At 70.2% G+C, this 18,707-nt stretch carries 13 protein-coding genes and 2 pseudogenes; 7 read left to right on the top strand and 8 right to left on the bottom strand.

Features of this window, described 5'->3' with window-relative positions; genetic code table 11:
- The first annotated feature begins 3 nt into the window (after positions 1 to 3).
- From K1X59_RS13860 to K1X59_RS13845, 4 genes are read left to right on the top strand one after another with little or no spacing between them, the layout of a single operon-like run.
- A complete protein-coding gene (locus tag K1X59_RS13860) occupies positions 4 to 1,704 on the top strand; it encodes an ABC transporter ATP-binding protein (RefSeq protein ID WP_183152845.1) in 1,701 nt (566 codons plus the stop codon).
- Positions 1,705 to 1,746: 42 nt separating this feature from the next.
- Complete coding sequence (locus tag K1X59_RS13855) at positions 1,747 to 2,916, top strand: glycoside hydrolase family 1 protein (RefSeq protein ID WP_183150511.1); 1,170 nt, start codon at positions 1,747 to 1,749, stop codon at positions 2,914 to 2,916.
- 40 nt (positions 2,917 to 2,956) lie between these two features.
- The gene (metG, locus tag K1X59_RS13850; RefSeq protein ID WP_220173505.1) at positions 2,957 to 4,534 is read left to right on the top strand and encodes a methionine--tRNA ligase; all 1,578 of its coding nucleotides are present in this window, start codon (positions 2,957 to 2,959) and stop codon (positions 4,532 to 4,534) included.
- A 3-nt stretch (positions 4,535 to 4,537) separates the two neighbouring features.
- A complete protein-coding gene (locus K1X59_RS13845; RefSeq protein WP_220173504.1) occupies positions 4,538 to 5,431 on the top strand; it encodes a TatD family hydrolase in 894 nt (297 codons plus the stop codon).
- Here the strand turns inward: K1X59_RS13845 and K1X59_RS13840 are convergent.
- On the bottom strand, positions 5,410 to 6,696 hold the full coding sequence (locus tag K1X59_RS13840; protein WP_258566850.1) for an MFS transporter: 1,287 nt from the start codon (positions 6,694 to 6,696) through the stop codon (positions 5,410 to 5,412). The two genes, K1X59_RS13845 and K1X59_RS13840, sit on opposite strands and share 22 nt — an antisense overlap.
- Before the next feature lie 244 nt (positions 6,697 to 6,940).
- On the opposite strand from K1X59_RS13840, the gene rsmA reads away from it, so the two are divergent.
- From rsmA to K1X59_RS13825, 3 genes and pseudogenes are all read left to right on the top strand, one after another.
- On the top strand, positions 6,941 to 7,810 hold the full coding sequence (gene rsmA, locus K1X59_RS13835; protein WP_183150509.1) for a 16S rRNA (adenine(1518)-N(6)/adenine(1519)-N(6))-dimethyltransferase RsmA: 870 nt from the start codon (positions 6,941 to 6,943) through the stop codon (positions 7,808 to 7,810).
- A gap of 9 nt (positions 7,811 to 7,819) precedes the next feature.
- Positions 7,820 to 8,887 carry an L-glyceraldehyde 3-phosphate reductase gene (gene mgrA, locus K1X59_RS13830; protein ID WP_183150508.1) on the top strand — a complete coding sequence of 356 codons (1,068 nt, stop codon included), beginning with the start codon at positions 7,820 to 7,822 and terminating at the stop codon, positions 8,885 to 8,887.
- A 7-nt stretch (positions 8,888 to 8,894) separates the two neighbouring features.
- Positions 8,895 to 9,825, top strand: a pseudogene (locus K1X59_RS13825) (4-(cytidine 5'-diphospho)-2-C-methyl-D-erythritol kinase).
- Between the two features lie 23 nt (positions 9,826 to 9,848).
- Here the strand turns inward: K1X59_RS13825 and K1X59_RS13820 are convergent.
- From K1X59_RS13820 to K1X59_RS13790, 7 genes and pseudogenes are all read right to left on the bottom strand, one after another.
- Positions 9,849 to 10,309: pseudogene (locus K1X59_RS13820) on the bottom strand (Lrp/AsnC family transcriptional regulator).
- A gap of 250 nt (positions 10,310 to 10,559) precedes the next feature.
- Positions 10,560 to 12,239, bottom strand: a complete 1,680-nt coding sequence (locus K1X59_RS13815) for a helix-turn-helix domain-containing protein (protein WP_258567226.1) — start codon at positions 12,237 to 12,239, stop codon at positions 10,560 to 10,562.
- Positions 12,240 to 12,352: 113 nt separating this feature from the next.
- Entirely contained in the window at positions 12,353 to 13,459 is a 1,107-nt protein-coding gene (gene menC, locus K1X59_RS13810; RefSeq protein ID WP_183150507.1) for an o-succinylbenzoate synthase, read from the bottom strand.
- The gene (locus K1X59_RS13805; protein ID WP_183150506.1) at positions 13,456 to 14,328 is read right to left on the bottom strand and encodes a GNAT family N-acetyltransferase; all 873 of its coding nucleotides are present in this window, start codon (positions 14,326 to 14,328) and stop codon (positions 13,456 to 13,458) included. The genes menC and K1X59_RS13805 overlap by 4 nt, the downstream gene beginning before the upstream one ends.
- The gene (locus tag K1X59_RS13800) at positions 14,325 to 15,440 is read right to left on the bottom strand and encodes a M20/M25/M40 family metallo-hydrolase (RefSeq protein ID WP_220173502.1); all 1,116 of its coding nucleotides are present in this window, start codon (positions 15,438 to 15,440) and stop codon (positions 14,325 to 14,327) included. The genes K1X59_RS13805 and K1X59_RS13800 overlap by 4 nt, the downstream gene beginning before the upstream one ends.
- On the bottom strand, positions 15,440 to 16,816 hold the full coding sequence (locus tag K1X59_RS13795) for a serine hydrolase (protein ID WP_220173501.1): 1,377 nt from the start codon (positions 16,814 to 16,816) through the stop codon (positions 15,440 to 15,442). The genes K1X59_RS13800 and K1X59_RS13795 overlap by 1 nt, the downstream gene beginning before the upstream one ends.
- 40 nt (positions 16,817 to 16,856) lie before the next feature.
- On the bottom strand, positions 16,857 to 18,635 hold the full coding sequence (locus K1X59_RS13790; RefSeq protein WP_220173500.1) for a S9 family peptidase: 1,779 nt from the start codon (positions 18,633 to 18,635) through the stop codon (positions 16,857 to 16,859).
- Positions 18,636 to 18,707: the final 72 nt, after the last annotated feature.

Raw genomic sequence — 18,707 nt, 5'->3', positions numbered from 1 at the left:
GCCATGGAGCACGACGAGATCCTGCTCGACGTCCAGGGACTGTCGATCGAATACGCGTCGCCGGGACAGGATCCGGTGCAGGCGGTGCACGACGTGTCGTTCCGTCTGCGCCGCGGGGAGTTCGTCGGACTCGTCGGGGAGTCGGGATCGGGCAAGTCCACGCTCGGCTTCGCGCTCACGCGGCTGCAGAAGCCTCCGGCGCGCATCAGCGGAGGACGCATCCTGTTCGACGGGCGCGACATCCGGGAGCTCGACGCCGAGGAGCTGCGCCGCCAACGCCAGGGCGGCTTCGCCATGGTGCTGCAGTCGGGCATGAACGCCCTCAACCCCGTCCGGACGGTGGGCAACCATTTCCGCGACATCTTCGCCGCGCACGGCCACGTGCCGCGCGAGCAACGCGAGGCTCGTGCTCGCGAACTCGTCGGCAAGGTGGGGCTCGCGCCCGAGGTGCTCGCGCGCTTCCCCGGCGAGCTCTCCGGCGGCATGCGACAGCGCGCCTCGATCGCGCTCGCGCTCTCACTCGAACCTCAGCTCATGGTGTTCGACGAGCCGACAACGGCGCTCGACGTGCTGGTGCAGCACGCCGTCATGGACACGATCAAGGAGCTGCAGAGGTCGGAGCGCTTCACGGCCATCCTCATCAGCCACGACCTCGGCATCGTGCTCGAGGCCACCGACCGTGTGATGGTCATGCACGAAGGTCGCATCGTGGAGGACGCCCCGAGCCGGGACATCCTCGAACGCCCGCAGGACGAGTACACGCGCATGCTGCTGAGCCACTATGCGGACCCGCGGGCGAAGACGCTCTCCATCCCCGGGTTCGTCGACCTGGGCACGCGGCGTCGCGAAGGGCGCTCGAGGGCGGACGTCACCGAGACCGTGCCGACCGTGTCGCCGCGCGATGCCCGTCGGGCGGATGCCGCGATCGTCGTGGACGGGGTGTCGAAGCGCTACCCGGCACCGCGACGCGGTCAGGACGCCGTGACGGCGGTCGACGACGTGTCGTTCCGGCTCGAGCCGGGAGAGGCGCTCGCGCTGGTCGGCGCCTCGGGGTCGGGCAAGTCGACCATCGCGAAGATGCTCACGGGCGTCGAGAAGCCGACCTCGGGCAGCATCCGCTTCGGTGGCACCGATGTCGCCACCCTCAAGCGGCGGGGGCTGCGCGATCTGCGCAAGGACGTGCAGATGGTGTTCCAGGACCCCTATGCGGCGCTGAACCCCCTGCACACCGTGGAGTACGCGCTGACACGTCCGGTCGTGAACTACACGCGACTCCGCGGCGCCGAGGCCAGAGCGCGAGTGCTCGAACTCCTGGAGACCGTGGGTCTCACTCCCGTCGAGCAGTTCGCGGCCAAGCTGCCGCATCAGCTCTCCGGCGGGCAGCGCCAGCGCGTGGTGATCGCCCGCGCGCTCGCCAGCGACCCCCAGGTGCTGATCGCCGACGAGCCGGTGTCGATGCTCGACGTCTCGCTCCGCGCCGGCGTGCTCGCCCTGCTCGAAGACCTGCGCGAGAGGTGGGGCATCAGCATGCTCTACATCACGCATGACCTGCTGAGCGCGCGCCTCGTGACCGAGAACATCCTCGTGCTCAACCGCGGCCGCGTCGTCGAGCGCGGCGAGACCTCGCAGGTCCTGCAGCACCCCGAAGATCCGTACACGGTCGAGCTGCTCGACGCCGTGCCCAACCCCGCACGCGCGCGCTAGACCGCGACGAGAGACCTGCAAGTAAGAGAGAGGAGCGCATCCGTGCTCGCATTCCCCGACGGCTTCCTCTGGGGCGCCGCGACCGCTGCCCACCAGGTGGAGGGCAACAACACCACGAGCAACTGGTGGGCGATGGAACACGCACCGGACTCGCCCATGGTCGAGCCCTCGGGAGACGCCGCCGATCACTTCCACCGGTACCCGGAGGACATGCGGCTGCTCGCCGAGGCCGGACTGAACTCCTATCGGTTCTCGGTGGAGTGGGCGCGGATCGAACCGGAGCGCGGCTTCGTGTCGCTGGCGATGCTCGACCACTACCGTCGCATGATCGACACGGCGCGGGAGAACGGCCTCGACCCGACGGTCACCCTCATGCACTTCACGGTGCCGCAGTGGTTCCAGAGAGACGGTTTCTGGCGTGCCGACGACGCGGTGGATCTGTTCTCGCGTTACGTCGAGACGGTGCTGCCGATCCTCGATGGCGTGCGCTACGTGTGCACGATCAACGAGCCGAACATCGCCGCCATGCTGGCAGGAGGGGAGGACGCCGCCAACCTCGTGGCCTACGGCCTGCCCAACCCCGACCTCGGCGTCGCCGACACGCTGCTGGCGGCCCACCACCGGGCAACGGAGATCCTGCACACCGTCCCCGGCGTCCAGGCGGGGTGGACGATCGCGACCCAGGCCTTCCACTCCACGGGGGAGCCGGGGGCCGACGAGATGCTCGCGGCGTACGGCGATCCGCGCGACCACTGGTATCTGGAGCAGTCGGCCGGAGACGACTTCGTGGGGGTGCAGGCGTACACCCGCACCTTCATCGGTCCGGAGGGGCCGCTTCCGGTGTCGACCGACGTCGAGACCACCCTGACCGGTTGGGAGTTCTTCCCCGAAGCGCTCGAACTCGGGGTGCGCAGCGCGTGGGAGCGCAGCGGCGGGGTGCCGGTGCTCGTCACCGAGAACGGCATCGCCACCGCCGACGACACCCGGCGCATCGCCTACACCCAGGGGGCGCTCGAGGGCCTGCACCGTGCGATCGCGGACGGCATCGACGTGCGGGCATACCAGCACTGGAGCGCGCTCGACAACTACGAATGGGCCAGCGGCTTCGCGCCGACCTTCGGTCTGATCGGCTTCGACCACGAGACGTTCGCGCGGACACCCAAGCCCTCGCTCGCCTGGCTCGGGGAGGTCGCCCGGCGCAACGGGCTGTGACGGCGTAACCACGGGCATGGGGGCACCTAGAATTGTCCCCATGCCCGCAGGCGAATCCTTCTACATCACCACGCCCATCTACTACCCGTCCGACGTGCCTCACATCGGCCACGGGTACACGACGGTGGCCGTCGACACGCTCGCACGGTGGCACCGCCAGGCGGGGGATGACACCTGGATGCTCACGGGCACCGACGAGCACGGTCAGAAGATGCTGCGTGCGGCGGCGGCGAACGGCGTCACCCCGCAGGAGTGGGTCGACAAGCTGGTCAGCGAGAGCTGGTTCCCGCTGCTGACGACGCTCGACGTCGCGAACGACGACTTCATCCGCACCACCCAGGAGCGCCACGAGACGAACGTGCAGACGTTCTTCCAGCGCCTGTACGACCGCGGCTACATCTATGCGGGCGAGTACGAGGCGCTCTACTGTGTGGGCTGCGAGGAGTTCAAGCCCGAGTCGGAGATCGTCGACGGCACCGGTCCGTTCGAGGGGTTGAAGGTCTGCGCCATCCACTCGAAGCCGCTGGAGCTGCTGCAGGAGAAGAACTACTTCTTCAAGCTCAGCGAGTTCCAGGAGCCTCTGCTCGAGCTCTACAAGACCCAGCCCGACTTCGTGCGCCCCGACTCGGCGCGTAACGAGGTCATGTCGTTCGTGAGTCAGGGCCTGAAGGACCTGTCGATCTCGCGTTCGACCTTCGACTGGGGCATCCCGCTGCCGTGGGACGAGTCGCACGTCATCTACGTGTGGGTCGATGCCCTGCTGAACTACGCCACGGCGGTCGGATACGGCTCCGACGAAGAGACGTTCGCGCGCCGGTGGCCCGCGTACCACGTGGTCGGCAAAGACATCCTGCGCTTCCACGCGGTGATCTGGCCCGCGCTGTTGATGGCTGCCGGCCTCGAGGTGCCCAAGGGCGTCTTCGCGCACGGCTGGCTGCTGGTCGGCGGCGAGAAGATGTCGAAGTCGAAGCTCACCGGCATCGCGCCGACCGAGATCACCGACGTCTTCGGCTCCGACGCGTACCGCTTCTACTTCCTCTCCGCGATCGCCTTCGGGCAGGACGGCTCGTTCTCGTGGGAAGACCTGTCGGCGCGCTACCAGGCCGAGCTCGCGAACGGTTTCGGCAATCTGGCGTCGCGCACCACGGCGATGATCGAGAAGTACTTCGAAGGCATCGTGCCGCCTGCGGCGGAGTACGCCGAGAACGACCTCGCGATCCAGAAGATCGTGGCGGATGCCGCGGCGAACGCGGATGCTGCGGTCGCGCAGTTCCGCATCGACGAGGCGATCTCGGCGATCTGGACGATCGTCGACGCGCTCAACGGCTACATCACCGAGAACGAGCCGTGGGCTCTGGCCCGCGACGAGGACCAGCGCGCACGGCTCGGCACCGTGCTGTACACCTGCGCCGAGGGGCTGCGCGCTCTCGCTGTGCTGCTCTCGCCGGTGATGCCGCAGTCGACCGAGATGCTGTGGATCGCACTCGGCGCCGCCGAGACCCTCGGGCGTCTGCAGGATCAGCCGATCCGTGAGGCCGGAACCTGGGGCGTGCTGCGCCCCGGCACCAGCGTCAACGGCCTCGCGCCGCTGTTCCCCCGCGTGGAGTCCACGGCCTGAACGATGTCGGGCACGTACGTACAGCGCCGCGATGGCGACGGGCGCAAGGATCTGAAGTATCCGGCGGCCCCCGAGCCGTTGACGGTTCCGGTGTACGACAACCACGCGCACCTCGAGATCGTCGACGGCGATGAACCGTTGTCGCTGACGGAGCAGCTCGACCGGGCGGCGGCCGTCGGCATCGCCGGCGTCGTGCAGGCATCGGGAGACATCGAGTCGTCGCGGTGGGCGGTCGAGGCCGCGGCATCCGATCCGCGCGTGCTCGCCGCCGTCGCGATCCACCCCAACGACGCTCCGACCTATGCGGAGCAGGGCCGGGTCGGCGGGGTGGGCCTGGACGAGGCGATCGCCGTGATCGACGAGCTCGCGGCGCACCCCCGCACCCGGGCGATCGGCGAGACCGGGCTCGACTTCTTCCGCACCGAGCCCGAGCGCCGGGCGCCGCAGTTCGAATCGTTCGAGGCCCACATCGCGCTCGCGAAGAAGCACGGCATCGCGATGCAGATCCATGATCGCGATGCGCACGATGCGGTGCTCGAGACCCTGACCCGTGTCGGCGCTCCCGACCGCACCGTGTTCCACTGCTTCTCGGGCGATGACGCGATGGCCCGGATCTGCGCGGACGCGGGCTACCACCTGTCGTTCGCCGGCAACGTGACGTTCAAGAACGCGCAGAACCTGCGGGACGCGCTGAAGGTCACCCCGCTCGACCGCATCCTCGTCGAGACGGACGCCCCCTTCCTCACTCCGGTACCGCTGCGGGGCCGCCCGAACGCGCCGTACCTCGTGCCGATCACCGTGCGCTTCATGGCGGCAGAGCTCGGCATCGACGTCGACGAGCTCTGCGCCCAGCTGGCCGACAACACCCTGCGCGTCTACGGCTCGTTCGCCGACTGACGCTCGGGATCCACGTCTTCGGGCCCGGTCTCGGCGACCGGCTTCGCGCTCACGATCTGCGAGATGGGCTTCCACACCAGCAGCAGGGTGATCGCGGCGCCGCCGAACGCGAACCACCACGGGGCCGTGAGTCCCCACAGCTGAGCGATCACTCCGCCCAGCGCCTGGCCGATCACCATGCCGCCGAACACGCCGACCATGTTCACCGAGGCGACGCGGCCCTGCAGCTCGGCGGGGACCAGGCGCTGTCGGACGGTCGTGGAGATCGTGCCCCACACGAACGCGTATGCGCCGAAGACGAACATGATGATGAGGGCGACCCACCCCGTCGTGGTGAGCGCGAACGACAGGTGCATGAGCACCTCGAGCGACAGGACGATGCGCATGAGCGTCGCGAAGGAGACGTGCCGCTCGAGCCAGCCGAAGCTGAGCGTGGCGAGGATGCCGCCGGCTGCGGACGCCGTCGTCAGCGCGCCGTAGCCGACCGCGCCCATGTGCAGATGCTCGGTGGCGTAGAGGACGAGCACGCCCCACGGCGCCGCCCACGTGACGTTGAAGACCAGGATGATGAGCACCAGCATCCGCACCGGTGGGTTGCGCCACAGCCACCGCAGGCCCTCGGCGATGTCGGTGTGCACGGGCGGGTGGGTGTCGGTCTCCCGCGGGGGCACCGGAGTCTTCGCCATGCGTGAGATCAGCACCACGGCGAGGCTCACGCACACGACCTCGAGCAGGAACGGCCATGCCGTGCCAGCGGCGAACAGGAAGGCGCCGAGCGGAGGGCCGGCGAACTGGTTCGCGACCAGGTATCCGGCTTGCAGGCGCGCGTTGCCGGTGCCGAGATCGGCGGGCTTCACGAGCATCGGCAGCAGCGTGCTCCCTGCCGTGTCGACGAACACCTCGGCCGTGCCGTAGAGGAAGGCGACGGCGAGGACGATCCAGATGTTCGCGACGCCGGTGACGAGGAACACGCACAGCGCGGCGAGCACGACGGCGCGCGCGGCGTTCGCGGCCATGACGAGGCGTCGGCGGTCGAAGCGGTCGGCGATCGCGCCGGCGTGCAGCCCGAACAGCAGCCACGGGAGGAACTGCAGGATCGCGCCTGCCGCGACCAGGATCGGCGAGGACGTCATCGATGCGATCAGCAGGGGAGCCGCTGCGAGGGCGACGCCGTCGCCGATGTTGCTGGTCCACGACGACGCGAGGAGCCAGCGGAAATCGCGGCCCATGCGGCGGGGCGCGATCAGTTCACCGAGGGAGGGCACCAGAGAAGGCTACTGAATCGCGGCCCATGCGGCGGGGGCGACGAGTTCACAGAGGGAGGGCACCAGAGAAGGTTGCTGAATTGCGGCCCATGCGGCGGGGGCGACGAGTTCACCGAGGGAGGGCACCAGAGAAGGTCACTGAGTCACTGAGTCACTGAGTCACTGAGTTACTGAGTCACTGAGTTACTGAGTCACTGAGTCACTGAGTCACGGGGACACCGGGAGAGTAGGGGAGAATGGACGGATGACCGTCACCCTGCTCGGCGCCTCCGAGATCCGCCGCCTCGCCGCCGAGCTCGACGTCACCCCGACGAAGAAGCTCGGCCAGAACTTCGTGACCGATGCGAACACGGTCCGCAAGATCGTCCAGGCAGCCGATGTCCGCCCGCACGAACGCGTGGTCGAGGTCGGCCCGGGGCTCGGTTCCCTGACGCTCGCGATCCTCGAGACCGGCGCCTCCGTCACCGCGGTCGAGATCGACCACCGCCTCGCCGCGCGCCTGGCGCAGACCGCCGCAGAGCACGGGGTCGAGGCCGACCGGCTCACGGTCGTCGACGCCGATGCCCTGCGCATCACCGAGCTGCCGGGTGAGCCCACGGTCCTCGTCGCCAACCTGCCGTACAACGTCTCGGTGCCGGTCCTGCTGCACTTCCTCGAGAATTTCGCGTACCTGCAGCGCGGCGTCGTGATGGTCCAGGCCGAGGTCGCCGAACGGCTGGCCGCGAAGCCGGGCTCGAAGATCTACGGCTCGCCCAGCGTGAAGGCCGCCTGGTACGGCGAGTGGAAGTTGTCGGGCACCGTGTCGCGCCAGGTGTTCTGGCCGGTGCCGAACGTCGACAGCCTTCTCGTCGGCTTCGACCGGTCGGAGGGGGAGCGCGGCCCGGAGGACGAGCGGCGTCGCACGTTCCGGATCGTCGACGCCGCGTTCAACCAGCGCCGCAAGATGCTGCGCCAGGCGCTGTCCGGGATCTTCGGCAGCTCCGCCGCGGCATCCGAGGTGTTGATCGCCGCGGGGGTCGCTCCCACCGCTCGCGGCGAAGACCTCACGGTCGACGACTACCAGCGCATCGCGCAGCACGCAACCGCGATCGATGAGGTCGACGTCAGGGGCTAATCTGGCACGGTGACCGAGTCCTCGCGCTTCCGCCCCGATGTCCCCGAGCTGCACCGTCCGTATGCCGCGGACGAGAGCCGCTACCAGCAGTTCGCCTACCGCCAGGTCGGCACCTCCGGTCTGTACCTGCCCCCGATCTCGCTCGGGTTGTGGTGGAACTTCGGCGACAACATCCCGCTCGACAACCAGCGCGCGCTGCTGCGGCACGCCTTCGACCGCGGCATCACCCACTTCGACCTCGCGAACAACTACGGCCCGCCCTACGGGTCTGCCGAGAAGAACTTCGGACGCATCTTCGCCGAGGACCTGCGTCCGTACCGCGACGAGTTGATCATCTCGTCGAAGGCCGGCTGGGACATGTGGCCAGGGCCGTACGGCGACTTCGCGAGCCGCAAGTACATCCTCGCGAGCGCCGAGCAGTCGCTCAGCCGCATGGGCCTCGACTACGTCGACATCTTCTACTCGCACCGCGTCGACCCCGTGACCCCGATCGCCGAGACGGTGGGCGCGCTCGACACGCTCGTCCGCCAGGGCAAGGCCCTCTACGTCGGCATCTCCTCGTACAGCGCCGAGCGCACCGCCGAGGCCGTCGCCGTCGCTAAGGAGCTCGGCACGCCGCTGGTCATCCACCAGCCGGCGTACTCGATCCTCAACCGCTGGATCGAGGACGGGCTGACCGACACCCTCGAGCAGTCGGGCCTCGGCGCCATCGCCTTCACGCCGCTGGCGCAGGGTCTCCTCACCGACAAGTATCTCGGTGACGGCACGGCGGAGCGTGCGCAGAAGCGCGGCTCTCTGCCGGACGGCAAGCTCACAGATGAGGCCGTCGAGTCGCTGCGCGCGCTGAACGAGGTCGCACAGGGGCGCGGCCAGTCGCTGGCACAGCTCGCGCTGCAGTGGACGTTGCGCAGCCCGGTCGTCGCCTCCGCGCTGATCGGCGCCTCGCGACCCGAGCAGCTCGACGAGAACATCGCCGCGGTGAACGGTCCGGCGTTCGCCGCCGAGGAACTGGCCAGGATCGACGAGCTCTCCGGAGCGATCGACGTGAACCTGTGGGCGAAGTCCTCGGAGCTGTGACCGGATCATGAGTCAGGCCGCGTCCACCGAATCCGTGCACGTACGCGCGCCGGGGAAGATCAACGTCTTCCTCGGGGTCGGCGGGCGGCATGAGGACGGCTACCATGCGCTGGCGACCGTGTTCCAGGCTGTCTCGCTCTACGAAGACGTGATCGCGCGTCCCTCCGACGACTTCTCTCTCACGGTCTCCGGATACGAGGACATGGGCGAGGTTCCGCTCGACGACCGCAACCTGGCGATGCGGGCCGCCAAGCTGCTCGCCGCCGCGGTGGAGCACCCCGGGGGCGTCGCGCTCGAGATCCGAAAGAGCGTCCCGGTCGCCGGGGGCATGGGCGGGGGTCTGCGGATGCGGCGGCCGCGCTCGTCGCCTGCGACGCGCTGTGGGGCACCGGCCTGTCGGCGGCACGGCTGCACGACCTCGCCGCACGTCTCGGCGCGGATGTGCCCTTCGCCCTGCACGGCGGGACCGCGGTCGGCACGGGGCGGGGCGATCAGCTCAACCCGGCTTTGGCGCGGGGACGCTTCGACTGGATCCTGGTGCCCAGCGAGCAGGGGCTGTCGACACCCGTGGTGTACGAGCGTCTGGACCTGCTGCGCGACGAGGAGGGGCGCTCGCCGACGACCCGCCGCTGTCGCTCGACGTGCCGATCCCGGTGCTCCAGGCGCTGAGGTCGGGCGACCCCGTGCAGCTCGCCGACACGCTTTTCAACGACCTGCAGGCGGCCGCGCTGTACGAGCGGCCCGATCTCGCCGAGACCATCCGGCAGGGCGTCCTCGCCGGCGCTCTGCAGGGCATCGTGTCAGGCTCGGGGCCCACGGTGGCGCTGCTCTGCCCCGATCCGGAGACCGCACAGCACGTGCAGTCCGCCCTCCGCGAAACAGGGCTCGATCCGCTGCACGTGCACGGTCCCGTTCCCGGGGCGCGCATCATCGGCTGAGACCCGTTCGCCGCCGCTGCGGATCACTCCGCCTGCAGGAGGGCGCTGACCCGATAGGGGATGACCTCCCGGAGGAAGAGACTCGTGGAGGTGCGGAGGATCCCGGGGCACAGGCGCACGACCTCGGCCACCCGGTAGAGGTCGTCGGGGTCTTTCGCGACGACGCGGAGCAGCAGGTCGGTGTCTCCCGCGGGTGCGAAGCACTCCAGAACCTCGGGGATGCGGCTCAGGGCGTCGATCGCCGCGGTGATCTGGTGCTGGTCGAGCTCGACGAGGATCGAGGCCGCGACGCCTCGGCCGAGCGCCTGGGGAGGATGCGGGAGCTGTGCGCGCGCAGGTAGCCGCCCGATTCGAGCCGGTCGAGCCGGGAGTGCACGGTGCCTCGGGCGAGGCCGAGGTCCTGGGCGATCAGCGCGACCGGGCGACGCGGGTCGGTGTCGAGCACACCGAGGATCCTCCGGTCGGTCTCGTCGAGGTTGGCCATATCGATCACCATCACCTTCTGCGCCACGTCGCGATTGATCGGATCGATCAGTCGGAACTCACTCTATGGTCTGAATGACCGGTGTGTGTTGAGATGTGTGTCAGATACGCAGGATGCCGGTCATGAGCGGGCATCACGCGCACTCGGCAGGACGGCCACGAGCAGCCCACGTCGGGTGTCGACGGCGACGGGCCACGAGCCTCAGCCGGCCCCGTCCCCCGGGAGGGACGGGGCAGGCGCTGTCTCTCGTCTACGCGTCTCCCTCTCTGGGGACGAGCAGGCGCAGCTGGACCATGGCGGAGAACCGGGCTTCGGGATCGGTCAGATCGAGTCCGCTGATCTCCGACAGTCGGCGCAGCCGGTAGCGGAACGTGTTCGGGTGCGTGTACACGCGTGCGGCGGCCACCGCCACGTCGCCGAACGCGTCGAGCCACGCCCGCAGCGTCTCGACGAGGTGCGTGCCACGCTCCCGGTCCTGCGCCAGAAGCTGTGCGACGGGTCCCGTCGGCTGATCGCCCCGCGCGCGGACGAGGTCGCCGAGTTCGACCAGCAGCGCCTCCATCTGCACGGCCGTGAAGCGGGCGACCGGCTCGCGTGCCGGTGCCTGGCGGACCACGCGGAGGGCGCGGTCGGCATTGGCGCGGGACGCAGGGATGCTCGAGGCGTCGTCCGCCACCGTGCCGACCCCGATCCGGATGTCGCCTGAGGCGCCGAGCCGGCCGAGGAAGTCGAGAGCCACGCGTGCGGCTCGGCTGTCCGCATCGCTGTGCTCCGCCCCCGCGTCGCCTTCGCCCTGTTCCGGACGGATGCCGACGACCGCGTACGCGACGTTGCCGATCACGGCGACCGCCGAGCGGAGGTAGACGGCGCCGAGATGCACGGCGAAGGCATCGGCGATCCGCTGCCGTTCGGCCACGCCGCGTGCTCCTGCCGATGGCTCGTCGCCGATCTCCTCGGCGGCCGACAGGGCGAGCACGACGCAGCGATGGTCGCTGAGACGCAATCGGGCCGTGGCGTCGGCGGCCCCCGGTCCTCCCTCGAGGATCGTGGCGAGCAGGTCGGCCCGCAGGCGGCGTTCGACATCGGCGCCCGCTCGCAGGCGCAGCATGTGCAGGGCCACCAGGCCTGCGGAGTCCTTCAGGGCCTGCACGCGATCGGGTGAGAGCGGCTCCTGGACCGCGGCCCAGATCGATCCGAGGATCTCGTCGCCGGCCCGCACCGCCAGGGCGACGCGGGGGAACGACGGAAGCCCCTCAGCGTTGTGCACCGGGACGACGTCGATCGGATCCTCGCTGCGGTACAGCTCCTGGAAGACGCCGCGCTCTTCGAGCTGCCGTGCGAAGCGCTCCGGCACCTGGCGTCCGAGCACGGTCTCGATGCGCGCGGGGTCGGCTTCATGCTGCCGGCCGGAGAAGGCGACCACCCTCGAGTTGCGGTCCTCGATGGTGACGGGGGCGTTCAGCAGGGTCGCGATCGCATTGGCCAGCGCGAACAGGTCGCCCGACGGCATGCCGCCGAGCGTCGTCGCGCCCTGATCGCCGACGTCGCCCTCGGCGATCAGCGAACGCAGCATCGCGGCCAACTGCGCCCAGGATGCGCCGCGTGTGAGCGACAGCACGGGGATGCCGGTGGTCGCGGAGGCCTCGCGGACAGGCTGCTCGGCGCGCACCGGCGCCCGCAGCACCAGGGCGGTCGCGTGCTGATCCGCGAGGGTGCGCAGCAGCTCGGCGATCTCCTCCGGGTCGCTCAGCCCCACGCCGAGGACCAGGGCGCCGCGCATCGGCATCGCATCGTCGAGGACGTCGTGGATGACGACCGTCTCGATCTCGGTGTCGTCGTCGACCGCGCCGCTTACCACCTCCAGCAGCGTGTTGCCGAGGTCTTCGATCACCCGGCCGAGGCTGGCCCGGGGCTTCGTCGTCACTGGCATGAGCACGAGGCCCAGGCTAGGCGGCGTGGGGGCGTCGCGGATCTGTGGGGCACGACGAAATCGTAGCGACTCTTCGTCGAGCCCGACAGGTTCGATCGGGTCTCAGTGCGCCCTCAGAGCGCGACCCATTCGGTGCGCACGGTGACGGCGTCCAGAGCATCGGGATCCGGGGCGACCCCGATGCCCGCACCCGTCGGGACCCGGAGCGTGCCGTCCTCCACGACGAAGGGCTCGGTGATGTCGTTCGCGTAGTAGCGCCCAGAGCCTGACGTGTCGCCGGGGAGCGTGAAACCGGGCAGTGCCGCGAGCGCGACGTTCGCCGCGCGGCCGATCCCGGTCTCGAGCATCCCGCCGCACCACACGGGGATGTCGTTCGCCGCGCACACGTCGTGGATGCGACGAGCCTCGAGGTACCCGCCGACCCGACCCGGCTTGATGTTCACGATCGAGCAGGCGCCGAGCGCGATCGCATCCGCGGCGGCGCGGGCCGACACGATCGACTCGTCGAGGCACACGGGGGTGGTGATGGCCTTCGCCAGCTGGGCGTGGCCGAGCAGGTCCTCCTCGTCGAGCGGCTGTTCGATCAGGAGCAGGTCGAACGGGTCGAGCCTGGCGAGATGCCGGGCGTCGCCGCGGTGGTACGCGGTGTTCGCGTCGACCTGCAACAGCACGTCGTCGCCGAAGCGCTCGCGCACCGCACGCACCGGCTCGATGTCCCACCCCGGCTCGATCTTCAGCTTGATGCGCACGTACCCCTCGTCGAGGTAGCCGCCGACCGCATCGAGCAGCTCGGGGATCGAGTCCATGATCCCCACGGAGACCCCGCAGTCGACCCGGTCGCGCACGGCGCCCAGCTCCCGCGAGAGGGGAACGCCGGAGGCCCGCAGCTCGGCGTCGAGCACCGCCAGCTCGACGGCGGACTTCGACATGCGATGTCCCTTGAACTTCGCGAGGGCCGGCGCGACTCCCGCGGCGTCGAGGTCCTGCACCTGCGCGAGGGCAGGCAGCAGGAACCGTGTGATCACGTCGACGCTCGCCGCCACGTACTCGGACGAGTACAGCGGGTCGTTCATCGCCACGCCCTCGCCCCAGCCCTCGGCCTCGTCGGTGACCGCTCGGACCACCAGCGCCTCGCGCACCGTCTGCACCCCGAACGACGTCCGGAACGGCGACACCAACGGCATCTCGATCACGCGCAGCTCGAATCCGGTGAGCTTCATCCCTGTTCTCCTCTGTCGATGGTGTACGCGCCGGAGCGGTCGAAGGAGAGCACGCGCCCTCCGCCCTCCAGCAGGGCTCCGAGCGTGTCGCGCAGCGCCAGTCGCCACGCCGTCGCACGCGCCGGCTCCGTGAGACGCAGGGCCTCGATGTCGCGCGGCAGCGCCACCCGCACGATCCTGGCGTCGGTGCGATGCCGGAGCGGACCGAGGTCGTCGCCCACGCTCAGCAGGGGCTCCGCCGTGACACGCGCGTCGGGGAGGGCGGGCTCGCCGTGACATGCCGCCACGACCAGCGGGTCGCGGACGTACCAGGTCACCAGCATCCGGTCGGTGTCGTCCGCCCCGTTGAGCGCATCGGCCATGTGCCCGTAGAAGTTGCGGTGATACGACGTCGGCGTCGCGGCGAGCTTCACGAGATTGAAATGGGCGTTCCTGCTGATCAGCGGATCGAAGGTCCAGGAGATCTCGTCGAGCCCCTCGGCCAGCGCCCAGGCGCGCTGATGCACCTTCAACGCGAAGCCGACGCTGCGGCCCCGCATCCGTTGCGAGACACCCGCGATATGACTGTGCAGCGCCCGCTGATCGGGGGCCGCGAAGAATCCGAAGCATGCGCCGACGAGCTCGTCGTGCTCGAACGCACCCCCCACGTAGCTCCCCGCCTTGGACAGGGCGCGCAGGGTCTCGACGTTCACGGGCGAGGTCTCGCCCTGCTTGGTCCAGATGCGCTGGAACAGGTCGGCGACCCGCGTGAACTCGTCCACGTCGCCGAGCAGGCGGATCTCCACGCCGGCCGTGGCCGCCGCAGCGCTCGCCGCGTCCGCGGCCTCCTGCGGTGAGGCGCTGTATGCCGCGGCGTCGGTCACGCTCATGCCCTCCCTCCCGGCAGAGCCGCGGAGAGCAGCCCGTGCAGCAGCGCGATGCGCTCGGGGATCATCGCCACGATCACGTGCTCGTCGTCGGCGTGCGCTCCACCGCCGACGGCGCCCAACCCGTCGAGGGTCGGCACGCCGAGACCCGCGGTGAAGTTGCCGTCGGAAGCCCCGCCGACCGCGACGCCCTCGAACGGCGTGAGCCCGGCGGCCTCGGCGATCGCGACCGCCTCGGCGAAAAGTGCGGCGGACGATTCCCGCTCCATCGGCCGACGATTCGCACCGCCCTCCACCCGGATCACGGCGCCGGGGAGCGTGGGGGCGATGGCACGGATCGCCGCGTCGACCCGGTCCTGCTCCGCGATGGTGCGCACCCGCACATCGACGGCGAACTCCGCCCCGGCGGGGACCGTGTTGGTGGTGCTCCCGGCCTTCAGGAGCGTCGGGGTGACGCTCGTGCCCGCGGCGGCGTCGCCCAGGGCGGCGACCGCGAGCAGCAGATGGGCGGCTTCGACGGCGGCATTCACGCCGCGCTCTGGTTCGAGGCCGGCGTGTGCCGCTCGGCCTTCGACGTGCACCCGGTACAGCGACACCCCTTTGCGGGCGATCTTCACAGCACCATGGTCGGCGGCGGCCTCGAGCACCAGCACCGCGGCGCAGCCGAGGGCCTCCTGCTCGATCAGCGCGCGTGAACTCGGCGACCCGAGTTCTTCGTCGCCCGTGATGAGGATGCTGACGCCTGTGCGATCCGGCAGTGCGGCCACCGCGTGCAGGGCCATGACGACGCCCGTCTTCATGTCGAAGCAGCCGGGCCCGCGGAGGATCCCGTCGGAGACGCCGAACGGCAGCCGATCGAGAGAGCCCAGCGGCCACACGGTGTCATGGTGACCGAGCACCAGCACGGCAGGGTCGCCGAACCGCCAGCGCAGGTGCGTCCGCCCCTCGAGGACGATCCGTTCCGGCCCGACGCCCAGCACACGCTCGCCGAGAGCGGCCACGACGTCGGCGCTGCGGGCGACGGCTGCGAGATCGTCCGATGGCGACTCGCACGAGACGAGGGTCTCGATGTCGGCCAGGACCACGTCGAGATCCTGGCCGGCCTGCACGATCATCACGACACCTTCGGCGCGGCGCGGACACCGTGATGCAGGTAGCGCTCGCCGCTGGGCAGTGAGTAGAAGACGACGGCGTTCCAGTTCTGCTCGCCCTCCGGCCGCATGACGAACTCGCCCGTGCGCACCGGCACCAGTGGATGCTCCTGCACGGGGTCGGGGAGGAGAGCGGCGAGCGGGCCGTTCAACGTGGTCCGCATGCGCAGACCGCCGTCCTCTGCGAAGATCTCGGTGCGGACGCCCGAACGGTCGTACACGCCGACGTAGTCGGAGAAGTCGTCCTCGAAGGGCTCCTGCGGTGGGGTGAGCCCGACCGGGAGGTGCACATCGGCGACCTCGGCGAAGATCTCGTCGAAGAGCTCGATGTACAGGTCATGCGTGTTCCCGCCGTTGGTGAGCAGCGTGACAGCGACCTGCTCGTCGGGGAGGATGCGCAGGAACGCCGCCTGTCCGATCGTGTTGCCGTCGTGGCCGTACAGCCGGTGGCCGTCCCAATCGAAGAGGATCCAGCCGACGCCCCACGCGTCGCCGAGCGAGTACGGATCGGGCATGTCGACCTCGCGCTGCTGCATCCGTCGCACGCTCTCCTCGGACAGCACCCGTGTGCCGTCGGCGGCGAGCCCCCGGTCAGGTGCATGCGCGCGAAGGCGAGCACGTCGGCCGTCGTGGAGTTGACGAGTCCGGCAGGGCCCATCGCCCGCGGCAGCATCCATGCCGGCGCGAGGGGGCTCTCCGTCGTCGTCCACGCCCGTGTGTCCGCTGGCCGCGCGGAACATGATCGCCTCCTCGGGGAGGGTGGTCGAGTGCGTGAGCCCCAGCGGGGTCATCAGCAGCTCGCGCATCGCCTGGTCCCAGCTGGTGCCGGTGATCTTCTCGATCACGCGCCCGGCGAGCACGAAGCCCGAGTTGCAGTACGACATCGTGGCACCGAGCGGGTGGTTCTGCGCCACACCGTCGAGCAGGGCGACGTACTTCTCCAGGGTGTCGTCGCCGCGGCCGGTGTCGGTGAAGACGTCGCCGTCGATCCCGCTGGTGTGCGTGAGGAGGTGGCGCATCGTGACGGTGCGGGTGACCTCGGGGTCGGAGGACGAGAACTCCGGGACGTACTCCACGATCGGCGCATCCAGGTCGAGCTTGCCCTCGTCGACCAGTCGCATCACCACGGAGGTCGTCCACACCTTGCTCATCGAGCCGATCTGGAACACGGAGTCGTCGGTGGTCTCGATCCCCGTGCGGGCGTTGAGGATGCCGTGATGCGCATATACCGGCTCTTCGCCCAGGCGGAGGATTCCGAGGGTCGCTCCCGGCACCTTGTGCGCGGCGGCGAGGGCGCTCAGCCGCTGCTGCCAGTGCCGGGCGTCGAGGCGCGCGCGCACGGGCCTGCCTGCGGGGGTGCGTACTGCTCGACCCAGTCGATCACGCGCTGCGAGAAGTCCGCGCGGTGCGAGGGCTTGCCGGAGAGCACGAACAGATGCGAGCCCCGGGATACAGCACCAGGCGCGTGGGCACGTCGCGCTCGCGGAGGGCCGTGAACCACTGCTCCGCCTGGCCGACGGGGCACCGCTCGTCTGCGGCGCCGTGCAGGATCAGAGTCGGCGTCGTGACCCGGTCGACCTGGGTGAAGGGCGACTGCGCCGAGATCCGCTGTTCGTCGCGCCAGGCCAGGCCGCCGTTCTCCTTCTCGGCGAGGAAGTGTCCGTAGTCCGAGGTGCCGCCCATCGAGAAGAGGTCCGTCACCACGCCGCCGGCGACCGCCGCCGCGAACCGGTCGTCGCGCGAGGTGAGGAAGCAGGTCATGAACCCGCCGTAGCTGTAGCCGGTCACGGCCAGCCGTGCCGGGTCGGCGATGCCTTCCGCGACGAGTTCGTCGATCGGCTCCAGGAAGTCGTTCGCGTCGTTCACACCCCAGCCGCCCGACACGGCGGAGAAGAACGCGTCGCCGTAACCGTCGCTGCCGCGCGGGTTGAGGGTGAGGATCGCCCACCCGCGGCGCGCCAGCACCTGGTGATAGGGGTGGATCAGATCCGCCGCGCCGTTCCACGCGTTGTGGGGTCCGCCGTGGATGTCCAGCAGCAGCGGGAGCGGGCCGGCGGCGTCGGGATCGCGGCGCAGCCACCCCGTCACGACTGTGCCGTCGGAGATCGTGAAGCGCCGCTCCTCGGCGGGCACCAGCTCGAACTCCGGCGTCCCGTACGCCGTGAGGGTGCGGTGCGTGCCGTCTGCCAGGTCCACCAGGGCGACATCGCCGAACGAGTCGGACGAGGCGACGACGACCGCGGCCGAGGCCCCGGCCACCGACAGCCCCGAGACGTTGCCGCCGCCGCCGATCAGGGGGACGGCGTCCGACCCGTCGAGGCGGATGCGGTACAGGTGGGAGTACCCGTTGTCGCGCAGGCAGAAGACCAGGGTGTCGTCGTCGGCGAACTGCGGCATGCCGCCCGGGTATCCGGGGCCGCCGGGCATCACGTTGCGGTCGAGCGATCCGGTGAGGTTCCGCACCTCGCCGCCGTCGAGCGGGAACAGCAGCAGGTCGGCGTTGCCGACCTCGGTGTCGGTGCGCCCTGCGGCGATCACCCGGCTCCCATCCGGAGTCCAGCCGACGGCTGCGGCCTGCACGTCGGGGGCGCTGATCCGCACCGGGGCGCTGTTCGGGTCGGTCGACGAGACGACGAAGACCGGGATGCGCATGGTGAGGTCCGCGTCGTCGTCCGGGCTGGACGAGAAGGCGAGCTGCGTGCCGTCGGGCGACCAGAACGGGTCGGTGGCGTGCGCGCGACCGCGGGTCAGCACGGTGACCGCCCCCGACGCGACGTCGAGCACGTGCAGCTGCTGCACGAGCGTGCCGAGGTTTCCCGCGCCGTCGGCCTTGTACCCCAGACGGTCGGTCGCCGCGGGTGCGGAACGCCGGGCGAGGATCGTGTCGGCGCTCTCCCCGGGGAGGGCCGCGGTGTCGACGGGGGCGGCGAAGGCGATGCGCGTGCCGTCGGGGCTCCACACCGGAGTGCCGGCGCCGAGCGGAAGAGTCGTCAGGCCGCGCGGCTCTCCTCCCGTGGCCGGGAGCAGCCAGATCTGCGCCGGACCATCCTGAGCGCGCAGGAAGGCGAGCTGGGCGCCGTCCGGACTCCAGACCGGAGTCGTGTCCGCCGTCCCGTGCGTGAGGGGGCGGCGTCGCCTCCGGAGGCCGGCACCTGCCACAGCGCGCGGGTGTCGCGATCGCCGTCGCGGTCGGTCGTGCGGAGCACGTACGCGACGCGGGAACCGTCGGGC

The sequence above is a fragment of the Microbacterium sp. Se5.02b genome (genome assembly GCF_019464375.1).
Lineage (GTDB): Bacteria > Actinomycetota > Actinomycetes > Actinomycetales > Microbacteriaceae > Microbacterium.
Note: the sequence above shows the minus strand (reverse complement) of the source record. Positions and strands in the feature narration are given on the sequence as shown.